This is a genomic window from Rhodopila sp. (assembly GCF_965276935.1).
Lineage (GTDB): Bacteria > Pseudomonadota > Alphaproteobacteria > Acetobacterales > Acetobacteraceae > Rhodopila.
In genome coordinates this window covers 601,937-628,683 of the sequence record NZ_CBDIBS010000001.1, presented here as the reverse complement: position 1 = coordinate 628,683, position 26,747 = coordinate 601,937, and the positions used below count along the sequence as shown (strand labels likewise).

The window sequence follows — 26,747 nt, the reverse complement described above, 5'->3', positions numbered from 1 at the left end:
GCTTCGGCATAACTCTCGCTTCGGGCGTGAAGAGCGCCCTGCGATCAATCGATCATGCGATGCGGACGGTCCTGGGCGGACGGTCCTGGGCGGACGGTCCTGGCGCTTTATCAAGCCGCGGCAGGTCGTGGCCCTGATGCTGTTCGACAAGACCGTGCCTCGCACCCTGGCGCCTCTCCTGACAGGGCACACGATCCGAATGGCGGCCGAACGGGCTCGGGTGGGAAATGAGAGTGGCGACTTGCTGGAGGCGGCGAACGCCGCTGGTTTCCGAATATGACCAACCATTAGTTCGACGCGGTGGCAGCCTCCATGACGCGGGCCAGGATGTCGGGGGAAATCTTCATCTCGTGCGCGACCTTTTCCTGGTCCGCCATCATCCGGTTGCGCTGTTCGGCCAGTTCCTCGGGCGCCAGATAGGTCAGCCGGACGTTGCGGGCCTTCAACGTGGCTTCGGCCTTGTCCTGCGCCGCCGCGAGGTTGTCGCGATAGGCGCCGACATTGGCGGCCCACAGGTCGGTCATCAGGATCCTCAGCGCCGGGGTCAGGCGGGACCAGAAGGTGCCGCTGATCATCGGAATGTAATCGCCCATGAACTGGTGGTCGATCAGCCCGAAGTGCAGGCCGGCGTCCCACAGCTTGGCGCTGGCGCAGCTTTCGTCGGTGCTCTGCAACGCGTCAAACGTGCCCTGCGACAGCGCCAGCGGCACGTCCGGCCAGGCCGTCAGGTTGGGGATGCCGCCGAAGAACCGCGCGCGCCATGCCTGGGCGAAGCCGCCGCCGTTGCGGATCTTCAGACCTTTCAGGTCGTTCAGCGAGGTCAGCGGCCGGCGCGTGCTGTACCAGTTGGTGTAGCCCAGGTCGATCCAGCGGCCGGGGATGGCGACCCGCAGCTTGCTGGTGATCTGCTGGTTCACCAGATCGCCGGGAATGCCGTCGATCGCCCGGTGGATGACATCAACGGGCTGACCATAGAACACTGGAAGCTGCGCCAGATCAGCGTCCGGCACGTAGGCCGAGACCAGCCAGGTTCCCGGCGCGGCCATCTCGACCTGACCCAGCACCAGCGCCTTGATCACGTCGCGGTCGGCGAAAAGCTGCCCGCTGTCGAACAGGCGCGGGACGATCTGGCCCCGTGTCGCGGCTTCCAGCTTCTTCACGAAGTCGGCGATCGACTGCGTGCGCCCGTGGCTGGGGGTGGTGTCCACCGACACGCGCATCTCGATCGGGTCGGCGCGGGCGGTGCGGATAAACGGCGCCGCCAGGGCCGACCCAAGCACGGTCCGTCGAACGAGGCGGGTCACGCTCGAGCGGTGAGGTCGCGGGCGGTCATGGATTGCAGTGAGGCGAGGCGGTGGAACAGCATGTCCGCCGGGATCGGAGACCGACCGGCCTGCAGGCAGTCGGCAAACTTGTCATGCAGTTGCTGGTCGGTCAGCGGCCGGGACGGGTGGCCGGTGGCGCGGGCGACTGGTTCGCCCGCAACTGTGCGGCCGTCCTTCAGATTGATCGCGACCTGATCCCGCGCCGCGGCGCCTGGCAGGTCCGGATCGTGCTCCGTGGTAGTGACAATCTCCACGCGGCGCATCAGCGCCTGGATGTCGGGACGCCGGACGAAGTCGTCGGTCAGTTCGTGCAGGCCGACGCGCCTGGCGACAATGCCGCTGGCCATGCAGAACTCGATGCTGAACTTCGCCGCCAGGCCGGTATCCGGCTGGTGGTTGCGCAGGACGGTCGAGAAATAGTCGCTGATGCTGACAGTGATCGTCTCGACCTCGCCAGTCGCGATCGGGCTGCTCGCCACCAGGTCCAGCATGCAGTCGATGGCGCGATGCGTGCAATAGCAGGTGGGGTACTTCTTGATGCCCAGCCCCTGCGACAGGATCGCCCAGTCGGTGCCGGCGCGGCTTTCGCTGACCCGGTCCTCGGTGCCGGTGGGGGAGATCGCGTGCAGGAACCCCTGCGGATGTTCCAGCGCGTCGGTGCTGGCGGTGAAGCCGGCGTCGGCCAGCCGAGCCGCCATGATGCCGGCATGAGCCGCGCGGCCGGCATGGAACGGCTTGGTCATGGTGCCGAAATTCGCCATCAGTCCGGCCGATTGGGAAGCACCGAGGGCAATCGCGATCGCCGCTTTCTCGGCATCCAGCTTGCGCAGCCTGGCGCAGGCGGCAGCGGCGCCCACCGCGCCGTACAGCCCGGTCGGGTGCCAGCCCTTCTGGTGCAGCAGGCCGGTATCGCGGCGGAACAGCTCCGCCCAGGTCTCGTAGCCGGCGACATAGGCGGTGATCATGTCGGCGCCGGACGACCCGAGGTGTTCCGCTTCGGCGAGGATGGCAGGGACCAGAACGGTGCTGGGGTGGCCGCGCAGGGCGACATCGTCATAGTCCAGGGCGTGCGCGGCGGTGGCGTTGATCCAGGCGGCCTCCGGCGCGGGGGCGTGGCGATCGCCGAACGTCAAGGTGGCCGGGCCGCCGGCGGGCGCGAGCGTCTCGGTCAGGATGCGCACGCTGTCTTCGTGGCGGCCGGCAATCATCGTGCCAATGGTATCGATGAACCCCATGCGAGCGATGCGGGCGGCTTCCTCCGGCACTCGATTCGGCGACAGCTCGGCGACGAAGCGACCGAGGGATCTTGTCAGGGTCATTGGGCGGTCCTCCAGGTCTGGCTCAGGCAGCGGCGCGGGGGTTTGCCAAGCCGCTGTCTACCCGCATTGCGGGATATCGTTGTTCCGGCTGATATTCCCGGGATCGGCCGGCGCGTCAATCGCTAGTCTGAGCATGGCGGCCGAGGGCTGCCGCGCAAGCCGTTGGATTGCTTCAACCGGTGGCAACCTACCCGGCTGTTTGCATTTGATCCGTTTGATCGACTATCAACCCCGGCATCGGAAAAATCCGGTGGTCCTGTCGGGCGGTCAGGCTCGGCATACGAAACAAAGAGAGACGTTCCATGCTTCGTCGTTCATTGGTGTTCGCCAGCATCGCCATCGCCTGCGCGGGTTCGGCCTCCGCGGCGACCGAAAAATTCCACGCCACTTTGGCTGCCACATCCGAAGTGCCGCCCACCAAGTCCACCGGCTCGGGCGAGGCGAACGCGACGCTGGATACGGCCACGCACGAACTCACCTATGACGTGACCTTCTCGGGCTTTACCAGCGCGGTCGCGGCGGCACACTTCCATGGCCCAGCCGAACCCGGCAAGAACGCCGGCGTGCTGGTGCCGCTGGGCACCAATCCAACCAGCCCGATCCATGGCACGAAAACACTGACCGCGGAGCAGCAGCGGCAGCTTACATCCGGCATGTGGTATGTGAATGTCCATACCAAGAACAACCCCAGCGGAGCGATTCGGGGCCAGTTGATGGAGATGAAATAAAGCAATGAAGGAGATGATGGTGGCGGCGGTCTTCATGGCCGCCACCGAGGGCGGAATGTCAGGCTGCTTTCAGGCGGCTGACTGATAACGCAACCGTTATCTGTAATGAATCAGTCGGACGCTCGGGACCCTGCTTGGCGCATGACGTCTTACCGGCCGAGCGTGCGCTGAAAGAACAGTATTACGGAGCGATTGAAGTCACGGTGGAACGCGGCACGGTTGAAGCCATCATGCTCCTGGCAGATCACCGGTTCCACATGTGCCAAGGCCTCTGAACAAGGCGCTAGAAAGTCGAGATGGTCGGCACTGGAGACGACGTGATACTCCGGCTTGACCGGCAGCCTGTCCCGCACCGGCTCTGCATAGTCCGGCGACGGGAGGACCTGGTCATCCTGCGCCCGCCAAAGCTGGATCGGCACCCGCACCTTCGCCAAGCCATTGCGGGAGAAGACAAACCCGAGCGCCGGTGCGGCAACCACCGCGGCCTTGATGCGCCGGTCGGCAACCCATGCGGTCAGCGGGATCGTGGCACCGGATTCACGTGGATGGGTCTTCAACAGCGTGCAGATGAAGGTCGCGGCATGGTCCGCGCAGTAGGGCGCGACCCTCGTCAGGTCAGGCACGCCGCCGACTGAAATCAGCGTGGTCAACCCACCGGCGGAAAACCCGAACATCCCGATCCGTGCTGGGTCAATCGCCGCGTGGCCTGACCAGGCGGTCAGCATGTAGTCGATCACCTGATGGATTGTCCGCGGCCTGTCCTCCAGATGGGTCGCTCTGCTCTGATCTTGGGCGTTGTCCCCCGGATGCCGCACCGCCGCGACGATGAAGCCGGCGTGCGCCAATGCGAGTGCCGTATCGTAATGTCCCTCCAGCGTGCCGGCATTGCCATGGGATATCACGATCAACGGGTGCCTCCGTCCGTCCACCGACGCGTCAGGCGCAACCGTCTGGATGAACAGCCCAATGCCATGCTTCGCCGCAGGCGCCTTCGTTGGGTACCAGATGCCGATCTTCGCGGGCTTTTCCGATGAAACGTCGGCCTGAACGATCGAGAATCCCACATTTTCCACATGCGGGGAACGGGCGGCGGCTTGCCAGCACGTCCCGAAACCGATCACCATTGCCGCCAGCAGCCGATTGAAAGGGACACGACCATGGCGCTGACCGTCCAGCATGTGCATCTGAAGACCCGCGACGTGGCAAAGACGGTGCAATACTACACCGACAACTTCGGCGCGACGACGAAAGCCGAGATGCCTGGCCGCGGCTGGCAGCTCGACCTGCACGGGGTGCAGCTCAACGTCACCGGCATCATCGCCGAACAGCACCACGAGCAGCATTACGGTATCGAGCACATGGCGGTGGTCACCGACGATTATCCGGCGACGCTGGCGAAGCTGCGGGACAACGGCGTCGCGGTGCTGGAGGAACTCACTGGCAGCAACGGCAACCGGGTGGCCTTCGTCGCGGCGCCGGACGGGGCGCAGATGGAAATCATCGAGAAAGCATAGGATGCCGGTCATGGCGTTGAAGGACCGCATCCCGTTCGGCATGTCGCTGCCGCACCGCTCGCCCGACGGCATCGACATGGACGCGGTGCGCGCCGTGGCACAGCGGGCCGAGGCTTATGGGTTCCGCGACCTGTGGGTGACGGAGAACACGCTGGATCACGTCACCTGCTTCGACCCTGTGGTGATCCTGACCTACGCCGCCGCGGTGACCCGCACGATCCGCCTGGGGGCCTCTGTCCTGGTGCTGCCGGTGCACGATCCGCGCATGGTGGCGCACCAGTGGGCGTCGCTGGACCAGGTCAGCAACGGGCGCGCGATCATGGGCGTCGGGCTGGGGCGGCCGCGACATTTGCAGGAATTTCAGGTGCCGGAGGCAGGGCGTGTCGCTCGGTTCCGCGAGGCAATCGACCTGATCCGGGGTTTATGGAGAGCGGCACCGGTCACACATCATGGCCGCTTCTTCACGCTGGACAACGCCGCGCTCGGCATGCGGCCGGTGCAGCAACCGGTGCCGATCTGGATGGGGGGCGGCCACCCCGAGGCCATCCGCCGTTCGGCCAGCATCGCCGACGGCTGGATGGGCGCCGGCGGCTCCAGCACCGAGGACTTCCGTCACGCCGTGCCGCTGCTGAAGGCGGCGCTGGCGCAAGCCGGCCGCGATCCGGAGGACTTTCCGATCTCGAAGCGCATCTTCATCGCGGTGGACGAAAATCCCGCCGCCGCGCGCGCCGACCTGCTCCGCTGGTACACCGAGGTCTATCACAGCCCGGACGATATCGACACCTCCGGCATCCACGGCACGCCGGAGCAGGTCCGCGCGCGGTTGGAGGAGATCATCGGCATGGGCGCCAACCACCTGCTGCTGAACCCGGTCTGCCGCCACGTGGAGCAGCTTGCGGCCCTGGCGGAGGTTGTCGGGTATCCGTCTATACAGACGCAGCGACCGGGGTAAGTTGCCGCCGGCGAGGAGGGCGGCGCGTGGATTTCAGTCTGACCGACGAGCAGAAAGAGCTGCGACAGCGCTGCCAAGTCCTGGCGGCCGACTTCGCCCGGCGTAGCGCCGACCACGATCGCGACGCCTCACACCCGATTGAGAACTATGAACGCCTGCGTCGGGAAGGCTTTCTGGCGCTGAACATGCCGAAAGCCTGCGGCGGCGGCGGTTGCCGGCTGCTGAGCCATAGCCTGGCCTATGAGGCGCTGGCGCAGGGCTGTCCCGCCACCGCGCTGGCGTTCAACATGCATGCCTCGGTGGTGATGCCGCTGATGGACAGCGCCGAGGTGACCGCCGACGCCAAGCGACGGCTGGCCGATCTGGTGGTGGGGCAGGGCCGGCTGATCGGCGGCAACTTCTCCGAGCCCGGCACGACATCGCTGATGGGCGAGCGACCACTCGGCGTGCGCGCCCGCCTGGTCGATGGCGGCTACAGCATCGCCGGGCGGAAGATGTTCGCCTCCATGCTGGATGCAGCGGATCATGTGCTGGTCATGGCCTATCCCGAGGACGCGTGCAGCCCGACGGCGGCGATCCTGCTGCTGGTGCCGCGCGGCGCCGAGGGTCGCGGCGTCATTGCCAACTGGGATACGCTGGGGATGCGGGCGACCCGCAGCGACTCGCTGGTGCTGAAGGACTGCTGGGTGCCGGACAGCGCGGTGATGTTGCGCACCGACGACATCCGGCCGTTCCGGCTAAACAACCTGAACTGGTTCTGGGGGTCCTATACGTCCGTCTACCTGGGCGTGGCGGCGGCGGCGTATGACGCGGTGCGGCGCGTGGTCACCGAGCGCCAGCCGGCCGGTTATGCTCAGCCCCTGGCATATCACCCCGATGTGCGCCGCCATGTGGCGCGGATGAGCGCCGAGTTGGAGGCGGCTCGGTTGGTGACGTATCATGCCGCATGGTTGAGCGATACGCGGGGTCCCACCGCGGAAACGACCACGGCGTTGTACCGGGCCAAATTCGTGGTGGGCGAGGCGGTCAGCAGCATTACCCGAACTGCTCTGATCCTGGGTGGGGCGCATGGGATCTTCAAGGGTTCGCGGCTGGAGCAGTTGTTCCGTGACGGCGCGATCGCCGAAATCCAGCCGCCGCCGTCGGATTTCTGTTTGTGGAACATGGGCATTCACGAGCTGGGGCTTGATCCGACGGCGGTGATGCCGCCGTTGAAGTAATCGCCCGCTCCGCATCGGGCAGCCGCAGTCGATAACCGCCAGAAGACCGTGAAGTCCTATGCCGCCACGACCTCGACCCCGAGTGCTTTCGCGGATGCGGCCATCTTGTCGTCGAACGTCATCAAGGCGTCCGCAACCCGCCGCGCGATCGTGATATTCAATGCGTCAGCGGTGCGCAACGGCAGATCCAGCCGGCGCAGCGCGGCCTCTGCAAGCACCACATCCGCGGTGGTCGTTTCGACTCGTTCGGCTGTCCGGAGCACCCAGGCATCGAGCGCCGCGAACACCACCCGCGCGACTTGGCGGCTGGTTTCACGCGTCCTAACGCGGCGGACGATGACCGAAGCGAATTCGGCCGCCACGAAATCGCTGATCAGCAGGATTGGAGCCATCGCGCCAAGGTACGCAACCGCGCGCGGGGTAAACAGGTCGGTTGTCACCAGCGCCACAATGACGCTAGCATCAAGATAGAGCTTCACCGCTCTTCTTCGTCGCGGATCCGGCTGAGGACTGTTCCGGCGTTCGTTGCTGACGTTATCTGAACGCGATGCGCTGCCAACCATTCCAGGTCATCGGGCGTGACAGGCCGTGCGGCTGGCCGCAATGCCTTCAACTCGACAACCGGGTGGCCGTGACGGGTGATGACAACGGCTTCCCCGGCCAATGTCCGTTCAATAAGATCGGACAGGCGGTTCTTGGCTTCGGCGACACTATGCTGGCTCATAGCGAGATATTATAGCTATTTGATAGCTATTTACCAACAGCAGTTTTACTGCTCTGAAAGCCGCATGGATTCATCGTCTCCATCCTGCGGGGGAGGCCGTCAGGTGCCGCGGTGCCTCACCCTCCCACAGCACATTGCCTGCCGCTGTCACGCCCCAGGCCGCCGCCACGCCCAGTGCCTGAAGCCCATCCTCGGCCGTGGCCAGGTAGTTCACATGGTGATGCCCGTGCACGATCAGGCGCGCGCCCATCGCACGGGCCAGCGCATCCAGCGCGGCATTGCCGGCGGGGTGGCTGGACGGCGCCTCATGCGTCACCAGGATATCCGCCCGTTGACCGGCGAGATTGTCGTAATCCTCTGGCCAGATCGCGGTTGTGGCGAGCGAATGGATCAGCGCGTCGATGTGTTCAGGTCGCCAGCCACGCCCCATCTGACGCACGTCGTCCGGCAGGTCCGTGCGGGCGTGCAAGCGCGGCGGGGCAGGCGGCTCCCAGATGCGCGGCCGGAACGTCCCGCCTAGCCCGGCGATGCGCACGCCTTGCACGATTTCGATGCGCGCATGCAGCGACCGGCCCGCCGTGATCGGGTTGTGTGCGACGGCGGTCAGGTTGGCCCACATGCCCGGGCCGCCGTCGTTGTCGTGATTGCCGAAAATCCAGTGGACGGCGATGCCACGGCGCAGCAATGGCGCCGCCAGCACGTCCAGCGGCTGCTCGCACTGTACATCGCCCAGGATCACGGCGGCTTTCGGCGGCTCCGCCAGTTGCGACAGCCCGCGTTCAACCTTGTCCCATTGCTGGTGGATGTCGCCGATGAAGACGATCGTCACCCAAATCCGCCTGAGATGTCTGCGGGCGGATCAACCGTCAGTTCAACACCGACATAGAGTTCGGGCAGCGGCAGGCTGATATTGATCTCCGGCATGTGCAGTTCCGCGTCGCCGGCAATCAGGTGCCCGGTCCAGTCATCGTGATCACGGGCGAAAACCATGGCTGCCTGACGATCCTGCTCCAGGATCACGTAGCGTTGGATTGATGACGTGTCGCGATACTCCTGGTTCTTGATGATCCGGTCGGTTCCCGATGTGCTGGGACTGATCATCTCGAACACCACGACAGGATTGGTCACGTACGTCGCTTTACCCAAAACAGGAGAGCAGACAACGAAGGCATCAGGATACCGGACAGTACCAGCCGCCAAAATTTTCAATTCGCTTCCAAACGGTTCGCAGGACGATCCACGGAGGCCCGCCTTCAGTGCCGAAAGCAGGTTGAGCTGGACGCGCGAATGATCTGCCGTACCACCGGTCATGGCGACCGGCTGGACGCCGTCAAATTCGTAACGCGTCGGCTGCTGTTCCTCCCAGGCCAGGAACGCCTCGACCGTCCTGCGTTGGCGCTCCGCTGAACTCATTCCCTCATCCTACCACGACGCTCCCGCTTTGCCGCCGAATTTGGCGCCGGCCAGCCGATCCCTATAATCTGGCACCTGAAGCAAAGGACAAGCCCCGGATGAACGACCAGCCTAGCGAAACCCCGCAGACCATCCTGGACCGCATCCAAAACCAGGCTATCCGCCACGAAACCCCGTGTGGCAATGGCCGGATGGTCTGGCACCTGTGGGACCGCTCCGGCGGCACCGCGCCGGTGGTGGCGCTGTTCCATGGCGGCGCCGGATCATGGCGGCACTGGATCCGCACGATCCCGGCGCTGCTTCCGACCTATCGCGTGCTGGTCCCCGACCTTCCTGGCCTGGGCGAATCCGACGATCCACCCAATGGCGAGGACGCCGATCCCATCGCGGCGATCGTCGCCGACGGCATCGATGCGATCGTCGGGACGGACACGGCGTATGACGTCGTCGGGTTTTCGTTTGGTAGCACCATGGCCGCTTGCGTCGGCGCAGCGCGCGGCAAGCGGGTGCGCTCGGTCACCATCATCGGCTCCTCCGGTGTCGGCGCGCCGGGATCGGCGGTGAAGCTGGAAAAGGTGCGCCGTCTGGAGGGGCAGCAGCGGCGCGACACCCACCGCGTCAACCTCGGCCGCCTGATGATTGCCGATCCAGCCAGGATCGATGACCTGGCGATCGCCATCCAGGACTGGAACACCATCCGTTCGCGGCTGCGCACGCCGGCGATCTCTCGCAGCGGTGCCATCATGCGGGCGATCGACCGCCTGCGGTCGCCGCTGAATGGGATGTGGGGCGAGTTTGATGCGCCGGCCAACCCGAAGGGGCCGGAACGGGTCGCCACCTTGCGCGCGCATCGGCCCGAGGCCGATGTCCGGCTGCTCCCCAACACCGGCCACTGGGCGGCGTACGAGTCCGCCGACATGGTGAACGCGATCCTGCTGGAGATGCTGGCCCGCACAAGACCCTGACAGGATTTTTCGGGAGGATACAATCAATGACGAACCCAGCGGAGATCGCCACCGGCCCCGGTGAGATGATGGGCAATGCCGGCCCAGGCATGCTGGCCGGCCTGCGCGTGATCGAGATTGCCGACGAACGCGCCGAATACACCGGCCTGCTGCTGGCGGGCCTCGGCAGCGACGTGATCAAGATCGAGCCGCCGGAGGGCAATGCCACCCGCCGGATCGGCCCGTTCCTCAACGACGAACCGAGTGCGGAACGGTCGCTGTTCTTCTGGAACTACAATCGCAACAAGAAGTCCGTCGTCCTGGACATCCAGTCCCGGTCGGCTGAACTGCTTCGCCTGCTGGATAGCGCCGACGTTCTGCTGGACTCGTCGTGCGGCGCGCTGAATGCCGCGCTTGGCTTTGACCGGGCAGCATTGAATGCGCGGTTCCCAAGGCTGATCACGGCACGCATGACGCCGTTCGGCGATGACGGGCCATGGGCGGACTTCAAGGCGTCCGACCTGATCCACCTGGCGCTGGGCGGGGTGATGATGAACTGCGGATATGATCCCGATCCGAACTTGCACTACGATACCCCGCCGATCGCGCCACAGGTCTGGCACGCCTACCATATCGCCGGCGAGCAGCTCGCCACTGGCATCATCGCCGCCTTGATCGCCCGGCATCGCACCGGACAAGGCCAGGATGTTTCGGTCGCGGTGCATGAGGCGGTGGCGAAAAACCCTGAACTCGACATCATGCACTGGGTGATGCGCCGCGTGCCGCTGTGGCGGCTGACCTGCCGGCACGCGCTGGAGACACCGAACCATTCGCCGAACATCATGCATACGAAGGATGGAAGGTGGTTTATCTCGCATGGGATGGGTGCGCGCGACCTCAAGGCGCTGGTGCCATTGCTGAGCCAATATGGCATGCAGGCCGACCTGCAACCGCCGCCGCCGGATGCCGACCTGAAGGCGCGGGCGGTGCCCGGGTCGACCGCCAGCGACGCGGCGCGAGCCCACATGATCGACGTGGTGCAACGCTTTGCCCGCGCCTGGACCTACCAGGACATGCCGTGGCTGGAGGCGCAGGAAGCCGGCCTGCTCTGGGCGCCGCTGCGGAAACCGCATGAAAACGCGGTGGACGAGCACTGGCTGCAGCGCCGGTCCTTCGCCGACATCCCGCATCCCGAACATGGGCGGTCGTTCCGCTATCCCACCAGCAAGTGGCTGGCCACGAAGACAAGCTGGCAGGTCGGCCGGCGAGCGCCGCTGCTGGGCGAGGATACCGATGCCGTGCTGGCGGAGCCGCCAAGGGCGCCCCTGGTTCCGGCCCAGGCGAAAGCCGGCACGGACGCCGTTCGGTCCGCCCTGCACGACAAGCCGTTTCCGCTGCAGGGCGTCAAGATCCTCGACTTCGCCTGGTTCCTGGCCTCCGCCGGCGGCACGCGGTTCCTGTCCGCGATGGGGGCGGAAAGCTACAAGGTCGAGTGGAAGGACAATCCCGACACCCGCCTGGCCGCCATGGCGCCGGTGGGCGGGCGCGCCGCGCGGCAGGCCGCGACCGGCCCGCTGCCGGGGGTGAAGGACCCCGACATGGGCGGCCAGTTCAACAACAAGAACGCCGGCAAGCGCGGCATTTCGCTGAACATCCGCCATCCGAAGGGCCTTGCGATCGCCAAGGACCTGGTGCGCCTCTGCGATATCGTGGCCGAAGGGTTCTCGCCCGGCGTGCTGCAGCGCCTCGGCCTGGGTTACGATGTGATGCGGAAGATCCGACCCGACATCATCTACATCCAGCAGGCCGGCATGGGCGTGCATGGCACCTATGGCCGGATGCGCACGGTTGGTCCGGTGGCGGCGGCGTTTGGCGGACAGGGCGACATGTCCGGCCTGCCGGAGCCTGCCATGCCGGTAGGCTGGGGCTATTCCTACCTCGACTGGATGGGCGCCTATGGCTACGCGCTGGCCCTGCTGGGCGCGCTGTACCACCGCGACCGCACCGGGGAGGGGCAGTGGATCGATGCATCGCAGTGCGAATCCGGGCTGTTCCTGACCGGGACATCAATCCTGGACTGGTCCGCCAATGGGCGCGAATGGAAACGCTATGGCAACCGCTCGCCCTACAAGCAAGCTGCCCCGCACGGTGCCTTTCGTTGCAAGGGCAACGACCGTTGGATTGCCATCGCCTGTTTTACCGAGACGGAATGGCTTGCGCTGGCCCAGGTCGCCGGCCGGCCCGACTGGCTGGAGGATCGCCGTTTCGCCAGCCTGGCCGACCGGCTGGCGCACCAGGACGCGTTGGAGGCCGCGGTCGAAGCCTGGACCGTCACCCGCACGGCGGAGGACATCATGATCGCGCTGCAAAACGCCAGTGTTCCCGCCGGTGTCTGCCAGACCGCCGAGGACCGTTGCGACAACGACCCGCAACTCCGCCACTTGAAATGGCTGACCGAGGTCACCGGCAGCAAGATCGGCACCTGGCCGGTCTATGAACTGCCGATGAAGTTCTCCCGCACCCCGGCCTATATCGGCGGCCCGATCAACCGCGGCGCCCCCGGATATGGTGAGGACAATGCCTGGCTGCTGACCGAGCTGTTGGGAATGACGCATGCCGATGTCGAACGCCTGGCGGAGGAGGGGGTCATCTAAGTTCGTGGACAAATCGGTGCCGCAAGTCAGGCACGATCGCCGCCATCGCCGCATCGTGGGCGCGGGTCCGCCACCCAAATATTTTTCGAGACCATCGCTGCAAGCCGTGGATGGCGGCCCTGCGCCCGCCATGACGTCAAGAGCATGGCACACCGGGATAAACGACGGGTTTATTCATCAGCAAACCGTGACCGCCGCCGATGATCCATCGTTCTCGATCAGATCTTGTTTGGACCAGCCTCTTCCGCATTACGCCATTATCTGTAAGCCTAGGGCGATGAACGACGCCATTCAGCCCGACGCGCTTCGCCCCGACGCATCCCGCCTCGACGCGATCTCCATCCATCGTGCGATCGTCACCCTTGATACCCATATCGATATTCCCTGGCCGACAGGCCCGGACCCATTTCATGATGGCACCAGGCGGGTCGACCTGCCGAAGATGATCCGCGGCGGCCTGTCGGCTGCCTGTTTCGTCGCCTACGTGCCGCAAATGACCCGCACCCCGGCGACCGAGGACGCGGCGTACGGCAGGGCACTCGCCATGCTCGACCAGATCAGCCGCATGCAGTACACGGCGTCGGCGATCCGGGTGCGGACCGCTTCCACCGCCGATGCGATCGAGGCGGCGAAGCGGGACGGCGTGCTCGCCATCGTCCCCTGCGTGGAAAACGGATTCGCCGTCGGCGCCGACCTGTCGCGCATCGCGCAGTTCCGGGCGCGCGGCGCGATCTACATGACCTTGACGCATAATGGTCATAACGCGCTGGCGGATTCCTGTAATCCGCGGCGCGACCTGGGCGACCGCGCCAGCGAGCATGGCGGACTGTCCACCCTCGGCCGGGCGGCGGTGGCGGCGCTGAACCGGGCCGGCATGCTGGTGGATGTGGCGCATACATCGCGGGACACTATGGTGCAGGCGGCGGAAGCCTCACGCTCCCCCATCGTCTCGACGCATTCCTGCGTCAGCGCGCTGTGCGATCACTCCCGCAACATGACGGACTGGCAGCTTGACGTGATCCGCGACGTCAAGGGGGTGGTGCAGATCACCGCGGTGTCCGCCTTCCTGAAAGCCAACGCCAAGCCGGACGAGGTGACGGTCGCCGATTTCGCCGACCATATCGATCATGCGGTGAAGCGGATCGGCATCGACCACGTGGGCATTTCCTCCGACTTCGATGGCGGCGGCGGGTTCAGCGACTGGCACGATGCCGGCGAGAACCCCAACATCACGATCGAACTGGCAAGGCGCGGCTATGACCGAGGTGCGCTGGAGAAGCTTTGGGCCGGCAATTTCCTCCGCGTCATGCGGGTGGCGGAGCGTCTGGCGGCGTGATGCGCACGGTCGCACTGCCTGGTGGCGAGACCGTCCCGGCCCTGGGCCAGGGCACCTGGAACATGGGCGAGAATCGCGGCGAGATCAGGCGGGAAGCGGATGCCTTGCGCCTGGGCATCGACCTGGGCATGAGCTTGATCGACACCGCCGAGATGTACGCCAACGGCGGCGCCGAGACGGTCGTCGCCGAGGCCAGCGCCGGACAACGCGACAAGCTGTTCATCGTCAGCAAGGTGTTGCCGTCCAATGCGTCCCGCTCCGGCGTGCCGGCCGCGTGCGAGCGCAGCCTAAAGCGGCTGAAGACCGACCGGATCGACCTCTATCTGCTGCATTGGCAGGGCGGACATCCGCTGGCCGAGACTGTCGCGGCGTTCGAGGCACTGAGGGCGGCGGGAAAGATCCGCTACTGGGGTGTCTCGAACCTGGATACCGCGGACATGACGGAGTTGCTTGAAGTAGCGGGAGGCCAGGCCTGTGCGGCGGATCAGGTGCTGTACCACCCGGACAGCCGCGGCATCGAATTCGATCTGCTGCCCTGGTGCGCCTCGCACGGCATTCCGATCATGGCCTACTCGCCGCTTGGCCATCACGTCCGCCGCCTGCTTGGCTCGCCGGCGTTGCGGGCGGTGGCGCGGCGGCATCGTGTGACGCCGGCGCAGGTCGCCATTGCCTGGGGGTTGCGGCATCCAATGGTGATTTCGATTCCAAAGGCGGCGGATGTCGCGCATGTGCGGGAGAATGCGGCGGCCGCGACGCTTGAACTGACACCGGCCGATCTGGCGGAGATCGACGCGGCGCACCAGCCGCCGGGGCGCAAGCAGGCGCTGGATTTGCTGTAGGATTCGGCTACTAGCAGCGGAGCGATAAAATATCGGAATAAGAAGGAGTTTGAATCCCCTGCTCATACTAGCAACGTTTTTCATCATACTACGCCGGGGCGCATATTTGATAATTTCCTGCTTGATCGGATGATCAGGAACAAGCGATCCTAATTCAACGACAATGGCTGCTCCGCGTGATCGGCTGCCAGAACAGGGAGAAGTTCACCGTCAGCGATCAAATTATCATGTTTAGGAAATTGTATCGACGCCATGAACCCATAGAACCCAGCATTCGCCCCATCGACAGTCGCAACTGCGACAACCGAGCGCCTCGCGCCAAAGACACGAAAGTTAGCGCCAACCAGGGCTTAAAAAACCGCCTCTGGTATCCCTAACGTTTTCCAGATGGTGGTTCTCCAACTCCACGGATTAGGAACTTTGATCTCTCGACCATTGCTCATGGTTATGAGCCATACTGTAAGCCCCAAAACATGCTCCTCTGTTATGCAGCCAAATATTTCCTGGTTGTCATACAGCGGATCTTCACTGTAAACCTCAATCGTGGCTATTTGCTCAACATTGAGAAATAAACTATCGAGCCGTCCTTCTGGCTCGCCCCATATCCACGTCTGCACGATTTTCATAATCGCCCCAAATAGTAAAATAATCTCAGGATCTACTTTACGACGGCTTCGATAGCTTGTAGTGCCGCCGTTACGGCTGCTGACCCGGCTGCAATTGCATTAAGCTTAGTTTGCCGTTTCATTGCGCATTCAAATGGTCCTTTGCCGGCATAGCTGTCGCCGACCGGATGGGGAATGTTCACGCGGGCTGCCAAATACCAAAATACTGCAGAAAGCAATGCTGTGCTTCCTGAAAAAATCTGAACACTAAGATATAGCATAGCTCCTCCAACACACAATAAGGCCAACGGCTCCTGAATAATCTTTTCATAAACGGCCAGCCGCACTATAAAGCGTTGAATGCACCGGTGCTTCGTTATGCATCTACATTCAGTTGGATTGCCACCAAAATTCCCGGCTACAGCCAACGTGTAAGTCAGATCGAGCTTCCAAGCTCTATTGGCGGCAAGCTTATTGAGGCGCCACAGCATCTGCGGCAATTTATCAAACCAAGTCAGATTTAAGCCCGATAGTAACATCGTCTGGAGCGATCTAAAAATCTTGTTACCCAGCAAAATGTATTGACGCCAGCGTCTCGTCCGCCTACTTCCCGCGGCGGGTCACGTCCCCCCACCGGGACGCTTCTCTTCTGAAAGGGAGAGCTGCCATGTCAGATACCGCGATACCGGACCTGCGTCCGCGTAACCCCTGCTTCGCTTCCGGCCCTTGCGCCAAGCGGCCGGGTTTCTCCCTTAAAGTGCTCGCCGCCGCCACGCTGGGTCGCAGCCACCGCGCAACGGAACCCAAAGCCCGTCTCGCCGAGGTCATCACCCGCTCCCGCGTCATCCTTGGCATTCCCGACGACTGGCGGCTTGGCATTGTGCCGGCCTCCGATACTGGCGCCTTCGAGATGGCGTTGTGGTCGCTTCTCGGCGCGCGCGGCGTCGACATCCTGACGTTCGAAAGCTTTGGGGAGGGCTGGGCGATAGACATCGTCAAGCACCTGAAGTTGCAGGATTCCCGCGTGCTGTCCGCGCCGTATGGGAAATTGCCCGACATGGCCGCGGTCGATCCCGCGCACGACATCGTCTTTCCGTGGAACGGCACCACCTCCGGCGTGCGTGTTCCGAACGCGGACTGGATTCCTGCCGACCGCCAGGGACTGACGATCTGCGACGCCACCTCCGCCGCCTTCGCCATGGCGCTGCCCTGGCACAGGCTGGATGTGGTCACCTGGTCCTGGCAGAAGGTGCTGGGCGGGGAGGCCGCACATGGCATGTTGGCGCTGTCCCCGCGCGCCGTCGAACGGCTGGAAACCTATACCCCGCCCTGGCCGCTGCCAAAGATCTTCCGGCTGACAGCGAAAGGCAAGCTGGCCGAAGGCATCTTCAAGGGTGAAACGATCAACACCCCGTCGATGCTGTGCGTGGAGGACGCGCTGGATAGTCTGCGCTGGGCCGAACACATCGGCGGCCTGCCGGCGCTGATCGCGCGGTCGGAGGCCAATCTCGCTGCCGTCGCCGCCTGGGTCGCGCGCAGCGACTGGGCCGGCTTCCTGGCCGAGGACCCGCCGACGCGCTCCTGCACCTCGATCTGCCTGAAGATCACCGCAGCGTGGTTCACCGCGTTGCCGGGGGATGGCCAGGCCAAGGCGGCGAAGCAGCTTGCCACGTTGCTGGAAAAGCAGGGGGTAGCCTATGACATCGGCGCCTACCGCGATGCCCCGCCTGGATTGCGCATCTGGGGTGGTGCGACGGTGGAAACCGCCGATATCGCCGCGCTGCTGCCCTGGCTCGACTGGGCCGCCGCACAGGTCGCCGAATCCTTCGCGGCAGCTCAGTAACGATTTCATAAATCCCAGGTTGCCCGGTGTCTGTCGCGCGTGCGGTTTGCCCAAGGACTGCGATTGCGGGCGACCGCTCCTACGATGACGCAACGGCGGAACATGACCGCCGACAGCCCGGTTGGCTCCTGTACCCTTAAGGACATCCCATGCCCAAAGTTCTGATCAGTGACAAGCTGTCGCCCGCCGCGGTTGAAATCTTTCGCAACCGGGGCATCGAGGTTGATCTGAAACCCGGCCTGTCGCCGGCCGAGTTGCGCGGCATCATCGGCGGCTATGACGGCCTGGCAATCCGCTCCGCCACCAAGGTGACGAAGGAACTGCTGGACGTCGCCAGCAACCTGAAGGTGGTCGGACGTGCCGGCATCGGCGTGGACAACGTCGACATCCGCTCCGCCACCGCGCGCGGCGTGGTGGTGATGAACACCCCGCTCGGCAACACCATCACCACCGCCGAACACGCTATCGCCATGATGTTCGCACTGGCTCGCCAGCTTCCCGAAGCCTCCACCTCCACCAAGGCGGGCAAGTGGGAGAAGAATCGTTTCATGGGCGTCGAGCTGACCGCCAAGACGCTTGGGCTGATCGGCTGCGGCAACATCGGCTCGATCGTCGCCGACCGCGCCGTCGGCCTGAAGATGCGCGTGCTGGCCTACGATCCCTATCTGTCGGAAAAGCGAGCGCTGGAACTGGGCGTCGAGAAGGCCGAGCTGGAGACGGTGTTCGCGCGTGCGGACTTCATCACGCTGCACACGCCGCTGACTGATGCGACACGCAACATCCTGTCCCGCGAAGCCCTAGCCCGTACGAAACGCGGCGTGCGCATCATCAACTGCGCGCGCGGTGGGCTGCTTGACGAAGCCGCTTTGGCCGACGCCATCCGATCCGGCCACGTTGCCGGCGCCGCCTTGGACGTGTTCGAGACCGAGCCCGCCACCGACTCGCCCTTGTTTGGACTGGAGAACGTCGTCTGCACCCCCCACCTCGGCGCCGCCACGGCCGAGGCGCAGGAGAACGTCGCGCTGCAGGTGGCTGAACAGATGAGTGATTTCCTGCTAACCGGCGCCGTCGCCAACGCCATCAACATGGCCTCCGTCTCCGCCGAGGACGCACCGCGGCTGAAGCCCTATCTGGAACTCTGCCGCCTGCTGGGTGCCTTCGCCGGCCAGTTGACGCAGGCGCGCGAGGGGATGCTGCGGAAGGTCTCCATCGAGTACGAGGGTCAGGCCGCCGCGCTGAACCACAGGCCGCTGACGGCGGCGATGCTGGCCGGCCTGATGTCGCCGCTGATGGTGGGCGTCAACATGGTCAATGCTGCCGTCGCGGTGCGCGATCACGGCATCGATGTGGCTGAGACCGTGCACGACCGCCCCACCGAATACCTGACCCTGGTCCGCGTGACGGTGGAAACCGATAGCTTGACACGCAGCGTCGCCGGCACGCTCTTCGCCGGCTCACGCCCACGCATCGTCGAGATCAAGGGCATCAAGGTCGAGGCCGATTTCGCCCCGCACATGCTGTACGTCACCAATCAGGACAAGCCAGGTTTCATCGGCCGCTTTGGAGCGACCTTGGCCGGTGCCGGGCTGAACATCGCCACCTTTCACCTGGGACGATCCGGACAAGGTGGCGACGCCATCTGTCTGGTGTCGCTGGACGAGGACGTGCCCGACGCCGTGCTGGAGATGGTGCGCACCTTGCCGTTGGTCGTGCAGGCGACGCCGCTGGCGTTTTAAACATGGTCCCGATCAGCTACCGCAATCTGGATCTCATGCTTCGTGATCGTGGCGTAATGGCTGACCTGTCCTGGGCTCGCCTTTGGCAGCTTCTGGACTGCCCGACGAACGCTGGCAGGCTGCGCTGCGCTGCGCTGTTCGCAGTCGCCGCCTGAAGGCTAGTTGCTCGTTCTCTCAGATCAATCGCGATTAACGGCAGCTTTGGAATGAAGCCCGCTTCCGGACAGTGACAACCTGACAGCCCCGTCAGGCCAGACGGCCCTCCTCGGCGGCGTGGCAGGCGACAAGCGCACCGCCGACGTCGAGCAGTTCCGGCCTCTCGTGACGGCAGCGGTTGTTGGCGAACGGACAACGCGGATGAAAGCCGCAGCCGGGCGGCGGCCTGATCGGATTCGGCACCTCGCCCGCCACCGGTTCACGCTCTCGACTGGTCATCTCGACGCGCGGGATCGTATCGAGCAGCAATCGTGTGTAGGGATGGCAAGGTGCGGCAAACAGTCGATCCGCGGTGGCAACCTCGACAAGGCGGCCCAGGTACATCACCCCGACACGGTCCGCCACCTGATAAACGACGGCGAGATTGTGCGAGATGAACAGGTACGTCAGGCTGAACTGGCGCTGCAGGTCCTTCATCAGGTTCAGGATTTGCGCCTGAACCGACACGTCAAGCGCGGATGTTGGCTCGTCACAGGCGAGGAATTGCGGGTTGGAAGCAAGCGCGCGGGCGATCGAAATACGCTGGCGTTGCCCACCGGAAAATTCGTGCGGGAACTTCTCCCCATCGGCCGGCGACAGGCGCACCTGAAGCAGTAACGCGTCGACGCGGTCGCGCAGGTCCGCCTGGCTCGCGGCAAGCCCGTGCGTGCGCAGCGGTTCCGCGACGATCCGCCTGACCCGCCAACGGGCGTTGAGGCTGGCATAGGAGTCCTGGAAGATCATCTGCATGCGGCGGCGCAGCGGTGCCGTCGCCTTGCGGCCGTTCAACCGGGCGAAGTCCTGTCCACCGAAGACAATCCGGCCCGAAGTGGGACGATGAAGCCCGACCACAAGGCGCGCGATGGTCGACTTGCCGCATCCTGATTCACCGACCAGGGCAAAGGTTTCGCCTTGTCGGATGGCGAAACTGATGCCATCGACCGCCTTCAACACGGCGCGCTCGCGGCCCTGCAACAGGCGCTCCAGGGCCGGTCGCGAAACGTCGAAGTGGTGATGCAAGTCCTCGACGCGCAGCAGGCTATCGGCGTCAGCCATCCGCGACAGCCTCCGCCAGGGCGGGCGCCATATGGTAAAGCCAGCACGCCGCGTCGGTCCCGTTGGCCGGCAGCAGATCTGGCCGACCACGGCGGCATGCGTCGAATGCCTCGGGACAACGCGGGCTGAATGGGCAGCCCGGTGGAATTGCATTCAGCCGCGGCATTGATCCCTCGATCTGGCGCAACCGGTGGCGTGCGCCGCCTATGCGCGGGATCGAGCCCATCAGGCCGCGCGTGTAAGGATGTCGCGGATTGGTGACGATCTGGCGCACCGCGCCAATCTCGACGATCCGGCCGGCATACATCACGGCGACGCGATGCGCGGTTTCCGCAATGATCCCCATGTCGTGGGTGATCAGCATGATCGCCGTGCCATGATCGCGGCTCAGGCGCTTCAACAGCGCGATGATCTGCGCCTGAATGGATACATCCAGCGCTGTTGTCGGCTCATCGGCGATGATCAGCCGGGGGTTGGCCGCGATTGCCAGCGCGATGACAATGCGTTGGCGCATCCCGCCGGAAAATTGATGCGGGTAATGGTCAAAACGTTCACCGGCGCCGGCAATGCCGACCTCATGCACCAGCGACAAGGCGCGGTCCCGAGCCGCGCCGGCTGACAGGTCGAGATGCGTGCGGATGGTTTCGACAAGCTGACGGCCGATCGCGTAAAGCGGGTTCAGACTAGTCAGCGGGTCCTGAAAAATCGTGCTGATCTCCTTGCCGCGGATCCGGCGCATCGCCTCATTGGGCAAGTTGTCGATCCGCTTGCCGGCCAGCCGGATCTGGCCGCCGGTCATGCGCATCGGTGGTTCCAGCAGCCCAATGATCGCGGCGCCGGTCAGGGATTTGCCGGCGCCTGACTCGCCGACGACGCCAAGCACCTCGCCTGGCTCGATGGTAAAGCTGATATCGTCGATGGCGCGCAGCGTGCCGCGCCGGCCCGACAGCTCCACCCGCAGATTTTCGGCCTGCAACAGCGTCCGTGTCATGTCATCGCAACTTCGGATTGAGGGCGTCGCGCAGCCAGTCACCCAGCAGATTGACCGACAGGATCAACGCCGCCAGGGCGACGCCGGGGAAAATCGAAATCCACCAATCGCCGGACAGCAGAAAATCATTTCCATTGCGGATCAGGGTGCCGAGTGACGGCTGCGTTGGTGGCAGGCCGACGCCAAGAAATGACAATGTTGCTTCGGTCAGTATGGCGAGCGCCAGATTGATGGTGGCGACGACGAGCACCGGACCGACGACATTCGGCAGCAGATGACCGGCCAGGATCTTCGCCGGGTGAACGCCGATCATGCGCGCCGCCTGGACGTATTCCTTGTCCCGCTCGACCATCGTCGATGCGCGCACGGTGCGTGCGTACTGGACCCAGGACGACAATGCGATCGCCGCGATGACGACAAAGGACGCAATCTCGGCCTGTGCATCGCGCGGCACCAGGCCGCGGGCGACGCCGTCGATCAGCAGCGCGATCAGGATTGCCGGAAAGCTGAGCTGAACATCAGCGACGCGCATGATAACCGTGTCGGCGATGCCGCCGGTCCACCCGGCAATCAGGCCGAGCGAGACCCCGACCAGCATGGCGACCACCACGGCCGCGAAGCCGACCGCCAATGACAGACGCGAGCCATAGAGAATGGCCGAGAGGACGTCGCGGCCCTGATCATCCGTGCCGAGCGGATACTGCCAGGTGCCGCCGGTGAGCCAGGCTGGCGGCGTGGTGGCATCGAGCAGATTGAGCGACGCGAGGTCGAACGGATCATGCGGCGCGATCCAGGGCGCCAACAGCGATCCGGCGATCAAGATAATCGCCACGGCCGCGGCGCCCATGGCCACCGGGGACCGGCGGAAGCTCCACCACAGGTCGCTAGCGAACACGCGACGCAGGATCGAACGCGACCCTGCCCTGGCGGCGGTTGATACCAGATCAGCCATGCGCCATGCGCTCGCGATCAATCCGCAGCCGCGGGTCGATGACGTGGTACAGCAGGTCGACAACAAGATTGATGACGACAAAGAAGCCGCCGACCAGCATCAGGTAGGCAGCCATGACCGGAATATCGACGAAGCTGACGGCCTGGATGAACATCAGGCCCATCCCTGGCCACTGGAAGACGGTCTCGGTGATGATCGCGAAGGCGATGATCGAGCCGAGCTGCAAGCCAGCGACGGTGATCACCGGCACCAGCGTGTTCTTCAACGCATGGCCAAAATTCACCGCTCGGCTGCTCAACCCGCGGGATCGCGCGAACCTTATGTAGTCGGTGCGCAAGACCTCGATCATCTCGGAGCGGACCAGGCGCATGATCAGTGTCATCTGAAACAGTGCGAGGTTCATCGCGGGCATCAGAATGGCGCGCCAGCCGTCGACGGTGAACAGGCCGGAGCTCCACCAGCCGAAATGCACGACGGTGCCGCGGCCGAACGACGGCAGCCAGTGCAGATCCACCGAGAACACCAGGATCATCAGGATGCCGATCAGAAAGGTTGGCAACGAAACCCCGATGAGCGACAGGCTCAGCAGAGCCTGCGACAGCCACGATGCGGGATGCAATCCGGTGTAGATTCCAAGGGGCACACCGAAGGCGATTGCCAGCGCCGCGGAAACGAAACTGAGTTCCAGTGTCGCCGGCATGGTTTCCATGATCATCTGCGCGACCGGCCGCTGCTGCTGGTATGAAAGGCCAAACTCGCCTTGTACGGCGCGACCGATGAAGCGGGTGAATTGCACGAACACGCTGTCGTTGAGCCCGAGTTCCTGCCGCATCTGCTCCCTGGCGGCGAGGCTGGCATCCTGACTGACCATGCCGCTGATTGGATCGCCAACGTAATTGAATAGTGCGAAGGCGATCAATGCGACCGCGAGCATCACCAGAACCGCTTGATAGAAGCGCCGTACCAGAAAAACCAGCATCAGGACCCGCCGATTTGGCTATTTCATTTTCACGTAGCGCCACTGAAAGTCATCATTGCCGAGCACCGCCAGATCGACGTTGGCACGCGTGGCCCAGACGACGATCTGCTGATGCAGCGGAATGTAGGCGAAGTCGTCCTTGACGATGCGCAATGCCTGACTGATTTCATCGTTGCGCTTTTCGCCATCGAGTTCCACTTCGATCTGCTTGATCAGCACATCCAGAGCCGGGTTCGAATAGCCTTCATTGTTGTAGATCCCCTCGCGGGCGTCGCCGGACCGCGTGGCGCAGAGTTCGCTCAGCATGTTCAACGCGTCCAGCGGTGTCGGCGTCCAGCCTAGCAGGTAAAAGCTGGTGTCGTAGTTCGGGGCGTTGATCTTGCCGAAGTATTTGGCCTTGGTCTGGGCGAGCAGGTCGGCTTTGATGCCGACCCGGGCAAGCATGAAGACGATCGCCTGGCAGATCGCCTGGTCATTGACATAGCGATCATTCGGGCAATCGAAGCCGACTTCGAACCCAGCGGGAAAGCCGGCCTCGGCGAGCAGTTTCTTGGCCGCGGCCGGATCATAAGGGAAGCGTTTGTCGAGCGCCGGATCAAAGCCGTTGACGCCAGGCCCGACCATCAGCGCCGTCGGCCGGGCGAAGCCGCGCATGACCTTGCTGGTTATCGCGTCCTCGTCGATGGCCTGGTAAAACGCCTGGCGGACGCGCTTGTCCTTGAACGGGTTCCTGCCTTTGACATTGGATTCGAGCAGCTCGGGGCGCGACTGGTCCATCCCCAGAAAGATCGTTCGCAGCTCTGGCGTCTGCCAGATTTTCATTCCTGGCGTGTTGCGAATGCGATCGATGTCCTGCAACGGCACGTTGTAGACCATGTCGAGCTCACCCGACAGCAAAGCGGCGGCCCGCGTCGCCGCATTGGCGATGCGGGTGAAGACGACCTCATCAATATCGATCGGCTGCTCCGGAAGGCCCCACCAGTTCGGGTTCTTGACCAGAACGGTGCGCACGGCGGGCTGGCGGTCCTTCAGGATGAAGGGTCCGGTGCCGTTCTCGTTGCGGGTCGCATAGTTTTCCTTGTCTTCATGCGAGGCGGCCAGTGTCGTGTCATGCGCCTCGCACCAGGCTTTGCTCATGATCGCGACACCGACCAGGTAATTTGGCAGGATCGGCGACGGCCCGTTGGTCAGGAAATCGACAGTGTAGTCGTCGATTTTCACCACCTGTTTGACGGTCGTCAGCATTGCCGCGACATCCGCGCCGGTCGCCATCGCACGCTGCATGGAAAATATGACGTCGTCGGCGGTCATTGGCGTTCCGTCATGGAATTTCACGCCGTGACGCAGCTTGAAGCGCCATGTCGTCGGGTTGGTGTTCGCCCATTCGGTGGCAAGGACGGGCGCCAGCTTCAAATTCCGGTCGCGGATCAGCAGCGGCTCGTACATGTTCATATCGAAGGATGTCACGAAGCCGTCGCTGCGGGCGTGCGGGTCCATTGTCGTGGCATCGCCGTCGTTAGACCAGCGGAATGTCTTGCTCTCGGCGCCAGTTTCGAACGAAACAAGGATTGCCGTCGCGAAGATGGCAAAACGGCATAGCCGGCCAAGATGTTTTATCATCGCGAGCCTCCCGTTGTAGCCCGGTTGGTGTTGCTGAGGCAATTTCCGCGCCAGTCGGCGCCAGGGCGATCGCTTGAGTGGTTGAGGGATTCCCGTGCGGGCTAGAATCGGATTCATAGGAAGCCTCTCATCAGGAGGTCTCTATGTCCATGCCAAGCCAGCCCTGCTTCTTGTCCCACTTCGCGGCCCTCCGGGACCCGCGCCAAGCGACGAAGGTGCTATATCCTCTACCGGAAATCCTGTTGCTGATGCTCTGCGGGACCATCGCCGGTGCGGACGACTTTGTCGAAATCAGCCTGTGGGGCAGCGAACGCCAGGGCTTCCTCCGCCGTTTTCTGCCGTTCAAGCACGGCATCCCGAGCCACGACACATTGTGCGACGTGATCGCGGCGATTGATCCTGAGCTGTTCAAGACATGTTTCCTGACCTGGGTAGACGGGTTGCGGACTGACACGCCCGAGATTATCGCGATCGATGGCAAGACCTCGCGTCGCAGCCATGCCCGCGGCAAAGGGCGTCTGCCGCTGCATACGGTGTCCGCCTGGGCGACGCGTCAGCGATTGGTCCTTGGACAAGAGGCGGTGTCGGCGAAATCCAATGAGATCACCGCCATTCCTGTGCTGCTGCGTCGTCTGGAACTGGCCGGCGCGTTGGTGACCATCGATGCCATGGGCACGCAGAAGGAGATTGCCCAGACGATCATCGAGGGTGGTGGCGATTACGTGCTGGCCTTGAAGGAGAACTGGCCAGCGACCTATGCCGAAGTGGAAACCGTCTTTGCCGATCCACCACCAACGCTGACGCTGCAAAGCTTCGAGACCGTCGATGGCGACCATGGCCGGATCGAAACCCGCCGCCATACGATCTGCCACGACATCAACTGGCTGTTCGCCGAGCGGCGTCATCCGGGCGAATTTGCATTCCCTGGCCTGACCGCCATCGGCATGATCGAAAGCGAAACCGAGCGGGGCGGCGTTATCCAGACAGAAACCCGATACTACCTGTGCTCAACCAAACTCAGTGCCGAGACCCTCGCCAGGGTCGTGCGGAGCCACTGGGGCATTGAGAACCGGCTGCACTGGGTGCTGGATGTGGTATTCCACGACGATTTGGCGCGCCTGCGCACCGCTCATGGCCCTGCCAACATGGCGGTCGTGAAACATACTGCCATGAATTTACTGAACCAGGCGAAACCCGTCACCAGCTTTAAGAACCGCCGTAAAAAGGCCGGCTGGAATCAGGATTATCTGGAAAACGTCATCCGGCGCATCGCATGAGACACTCAAGCGATTCCCCTGCAGTCGGCGCTCACGGACGGCGGTTTCTGAACCAGGGGTAAGCGGTGAAGCCGCTGGAAGCTTGGCCTGATGCCGTGCGTCGGTGCGCCCCGTGGAGGCGAGCACATTGAGTGGATGCCAACAGCGGTGACTGGCGGATGCCGGGTCATGCGCAGCTTAGAATTTGACGCCTGTGCTTGCCGCGCGGTTGGGCAGATGAAGCGCTACTCGGCGAGGATGATTGCATCGGGAACATCTTCAGCCATGTCGGCGTCCACTCGGTGGAACGCGATGGTGAAGGGCGTGGTCGATGATCGACTGACGGATGCGATCGCCGGACACGTGCCTGTATTACGCGCATTACATGATTATGTGGGCTTCTGTAGCCGCATATTCATGCATGGGGGACTTCACCGTCTGAAAATTGCCGGAAAATCGCGCATGCCTGTCGGCAAGAGCAAACCCTGCGCTAATGCGCCGCAATCTTGACCTGTGGTCGCTTGAAATCCAGGCGTCCCGCAACGG

The 26,747-nt window shown here is 63.9% G+C and carries 26 protein-coding genes; 12 read left to right on the top strand and 14 right to left on the bottom strand.

What is annotated here, in order from left to right:
* Positions 1-287: 287 nt before the first annotated feature.
* Positions 288-1,304, bottom strand: a complete 1,017-nt coding sequence (gene dctP / locus ACQY4S_RS02850; protein WP_428483682.1) for a TRAP transporter substrate-binding protein DctP — start codon at positions 1,302-1,304, stop codon at positions 288-290.
* The gene (locus ACQY4S_RS02845; protein ID WP_428483681.1) at positions 1,301-2,644 is read right to left on the bottom strand and encodes an MmgE/PrpD family protein; all 1,344 of its coding nucleotides are present in this window, start codon (positions 2,642-2,644) and stop codon (positions 1,301-1,303) included. Before ACQY4S_RS02845 ends, dctP begins: the two co-directional genes overlap by 4 nt.
* A 302-nt stretch (positions 2,645-2,946) precedes the next feature.
* On the opposite strand from ACQY4S_RS02845, the gene ACQY4S_RS02840 reads away from it, so the two are divergent.
* Complete coding sequence (locus tag ACQY4S_RS02840; protein ID WP_428483680.1) at positions 2,947-3,372, top strand: CHRD domain-containing protein; 426 nt, start codon at positions 2,947-2,949, stop codon at positions 3,370-3,372.
* A gap of 149 nt (positions 3,373-3,521) precedes the next feature.
* Here ACQY4S_RS02840 and ACQY4S_RS02835 read toward each other — a convergent pair whose 3' ends face one another.
* Complete coding sequence (locus ACQY4S_RS02835) at positions 3,522-4,550, bottom strand: alpha/beta hydrolase family protein (RefSeq protein WP_428483679.1); 1,029 nt, start codon at positions 4,548-4,550, stop codon at positions 3,522-3,524.
* Here ACQY4S_RS02835 and ACQY4S_RS02830 point away from each other — a divergent pair.
* From ACQY4S_RS02830 to ACQY4S_RS02820, 3 genes are read left to right on the top strand one after another with little or no spacing between them, the layout of a single operon-like run.
* Positions 4,530-4,886: a VOC family protein gene (locus tag ACQY4S_RS02830; RefSeq protein ID WP_428483678.1), complete on the top strand. Its 357-nt coding sequence runs from the start codon at positions 4,530-4,532 to the stop codon at positions 4,884-4,886. The two genes, ACQY4S_RS02835 and ACQY4S_RS02830, sit on opposite strands and share 21 nt — an antisense overlap.
* Before the next feature lie 10 nt (positions 4,887-4,896).
* On the top strand, positions 4,897-5,838 hold the full coding sequence (locus ACQY4S_RS02825; protein WP_428483677.1) for an LLM class flavin-dependent oxidoreductase: 942 nt from the start codon (positions 4,897-4,899) through the stop codon (positions 5,836-5,838).
* Between the two features lie 26 nt (positions 5,839-5,864).
* Positions 5,865-7,058 carry an acyl-CoA dehydrogenase family protein gene (locus ACQY4S_RS02820; RefSeq protein WP_428483676.1) on the top strand — a complete coding sequence of 398 codons (1,194 nt, stop codon included), beginning with the start codon at positions 5,865-5,867 and terminating at the stop codon, positions 7,056-7,058.
* A gap of 56 nt (positions 7,059-7,114) precedes the next feature.
* Here the strand turns inward: ACQY4S_RS02820 and ACQY4S_RS02815 are convergent, their stop codons facing one another.
* The 4 genes from ACQY4S_RS02815 to ACQY4S_RS02800 form a co-directional block, all read right to left on the bottom strand.
* Positions 7,115-7,537, bottom strand: coding sequence for a type II toxin-antitoxin system VapC family toxin (locus tag ACQY4S_RS02815; protein WP_428483675.1), 423 nt, complete (start codon positions 7,535-7,537; stop codon positions 7,115-7,117).
* Entirely contained in the window at positions 7,534-7,782 is a 249-nt protein-coding gene (locus ACQY4S_RS02810; protein ID WP_428483674.1) for a type II toxin-antitoxin system Phd/YefM family antitoxin, read from the bottom strand. Before ACQY4S_RS02810 ends, ACQY4S_RS02815 begins: the two co-directional genes overlap by 4 nt.
* Positions 7,783-7,852: 70 nt before the next feature.
* Entirely contained in the window at positions 7,853-8,611 is a 759-nt protein-coding gene (locus tag ACQY4S_RS02805) for a metallophosphoesterase family protein (protein WP_428483673.1), read from the bottom strand.
* Positions 8,608-9,195: a Uma2 family endonuclease gene (locus ACQY4S_RS02800; protein ID WP_428483672.1), complete on the bottom strand. Its 588-nt coding sequence runs from the start codon at positions 9,193-9,195 to the stop codon at positions 8,608-8,610. The genes ACQY4S_RS02805 and ACQY4S_RS02800 overlap by 4 nt, the downstream gene beginning before the upstream one ends.
* A 98-nt stretch (positions 9,196-9,293) precedes the next feature.
* Here ACQY4S_RS02800 and ACQY4S_RS02795 point away from each other — a divergent pair, with 98 nt between their 5' ends.
* The 4 genes from ACQY4S_RS02795 (at position 9,294) to ACQY4S_RS02780 (ending at position 14,968) form a co-directional block, all read left to right on the top strand.
* Positions 9,294-10,160, top strand: a complete 867-nt coding sequence (locus ACQY4S_RS02795; protein WP_428483671.1) for an alpha/beta fold hydrolase — start codon at positions 9,294-9,296, stop codon at positions 10,158-10,160.
* A 26-nt stretch (positions 10,161-10,186) separates the two neighbouring features.
* The gene (locus ACQY4S_RS02790; RefSeq protein ID WP_428483670.1) at positions 10,187-12,793 is read left to right on the top strand and encodes a CaiB/BaiF CoA transferase family protein; all 2,607 of its coding nucleotides are present in this window, start codon (positions 10,187-10,189) and stop codon (positions 12,791-12,793) included.
* A 277-nt stretch (positions 12,794-13,070) separates the two neighbouring features.
* Positions 13,071-14,129: a dipeptidase gene (locus ACQY4S_RS02785; protein ID WP_428483669.1), complete on the top strand. Its 1,059-nt coding sequence runs from the start codon at positions 13,071-13,073 to the stop codon at positions 14,127-14,129.
* A complete protein-coding gene (locus ACQY4S_RS02780) occupies positions 14,129-14,968 on the top strand; it encodes an aldo/keto reductase (protein WP_428483727.1) in 840 nt (279 codons plus the stop codon). Before ACQY4S_RS02785 ends, ACQY4S_RS02780 begins: the two co-directional genes overlap by 1 nt.
* A gap of 350 nt (positions 14,969-15,318) precedes the next feature.
* Here ACQY4S_RS02780 and ACQY4S_RS02775 read toward each other — a convergent pair whose 3' ends face one another.
* Entirely contained in the window at positions 15,319-15,594 is a 276-nt protein-coding gene (locus ACQY4S_RS02775; RefSeq protein ID WP_428483668.1) for a hypothetical protein, read from the bottom strand.
* A 32-nt stretch (positions 15,595-15,626) separates the two neighbouring features.
* A complete protein-coding gene (locus ACQY4S_RS02770; protein ID WP_428483667.1) occupies positions 15,627-16,148 on the bottom strand; it encodes a hypothetical protein in 522 nt (173 codons plus the stop codon).
* Between the two features lie 92 nt (positions 16,149-16,240).
* Between ACQY4S_RS02770 and ACQY4S_RS02765 the strand changes: the two genes are divergently transcribed.
* Both ACQY4S_RS02765 and serA read left to right on the top strand, forming a co-directional pair.
* Positions 16,241-17,416: a phosphoserine transaminase gene (locus ACQY4S_RS02765; protein ID WP_428483666.1), complete on the top strand. Its 1,176-nt coding sequence runs from the start codon at positions 16,241-16,243 to the stop codon at positions 17,414-17,416.
* A gap of 149 nt (positions 17,417-17,565) precedes the next feature.
* Positions 17,566-19,152, top strand: coding sequence for a phosphoglycerate dehydrogenase (gene serA, locus ACQY4S_RS02760; protein ID WP_428483665.1), 1,587 nt, complete (start codon positions 17,566-17,568; stop codon positions 19,150-19,152).
* Positions 19,153-19,398: 246 nt separating this feature from the next.
* Here serA and ACQY4S_RS02755 read toward each other — a convergent pair whose 3' ends face one another.
* Genes ACQY4S_RS02755 through ACQY4S_RS02735 form a run of 5 tightly spaced genes read right to left on the bottom strand, consistent with a single transcriptional unit; the run spans position 19,399 to position 24,945 of the window.
* The gene (locus ACQY4S_RS02755) at positions 19,399-20,403 is read right to left on the bottom strand and encodes an ABC transporter ATP-binding protein (protein ID WP_428483664.1); all 1,005 of its coding nucleotides are present in this window, start codon (positions 20,401-20,403) and stop codon (positions 19,399-19,401) included.
* Complete coding sequence (locus ACQY4S_RS02750; RefSeq protein WP_428483663.1) at positions 20,396-21,394, bottom strand: ABC transporter ATP-binding protein; 999 nt, start codon at positions 21,392-21,394, stop codon at positions 20,396-20,398. The genes ACQY4S_RS02755 and ACQY4S_RS02750 overlap by 8 nt, the downstream gene beginning before the upstream one ends.
* A gap of 1 nt (position 21,395) precedes the next feature.
* Positions 21,396-22,346 carry an ABC transporter permease gene (locus tag ACQY4S_RS02745; RefSeq protein WP_428483662.1) on the bottom strand — a complete coding sequence of 317 codons (951 nt, stop codon included), beginning with the start codon at positions 22,344-22,346 and terminating at the stop codon, positions 21,396-21,398.
* Entirely contained in the window at positions 22,339-23,325 is a 987-nt protein-coding gene (locus tag ACQY4S_RS02740; RefSeq protein ID WP_428483661.1) for an ABC transporter permease, read from the bottom strand. Before ACQY4S_RS02740 ends, ACQY4S_RS02745 begins: the two co-directional genes overlap by 8 nt.
* 18 nt (positions 23,326-23,343) lie before the next feature.
* Positions 23,344-24,945, bottom strand: coding sequence for an ABC transporter substrate-binding protein (locus ACQY4S_RS02735; RefSeq protein WP_428483660.1), 1,602 nt, complete (start codon positions 24,943-24,945; stop codon positions 23,344-23,346).
* A 143-nt stretch (positions 24,946-25,088) separates the two neighbouring features.
* Here ACQY4S_RS02735 and ACQY4S_RS02730 point away from each other — a divergent pair, with 143 nt between their 5' ends.
* Positions 25,089-26,222 carry an ISAs1 family transposase gene (locus tag ACQY4S_RS02730; protein ID WP_428483659.1) on the top strand — a complete coding sequence of 378 codons (1,134 nt, stop codon included), beginning with the start codon at positions 25,089-25,091 and terminating at the stop codon, positions 26,220-26,222.
* Positions 26,223-26,390: 168 nt separating this feature from the next.
* Entirely contained in the window at positions 26,391-26,711 is a 321-nt protein-coding gene (locus ACQY4S_RS02725; protein WP_428483658.1) for a hypothetical protein, read from the top strand.
* Positions 26,712-26,747 lie beyond the last annotated feature (36 nt).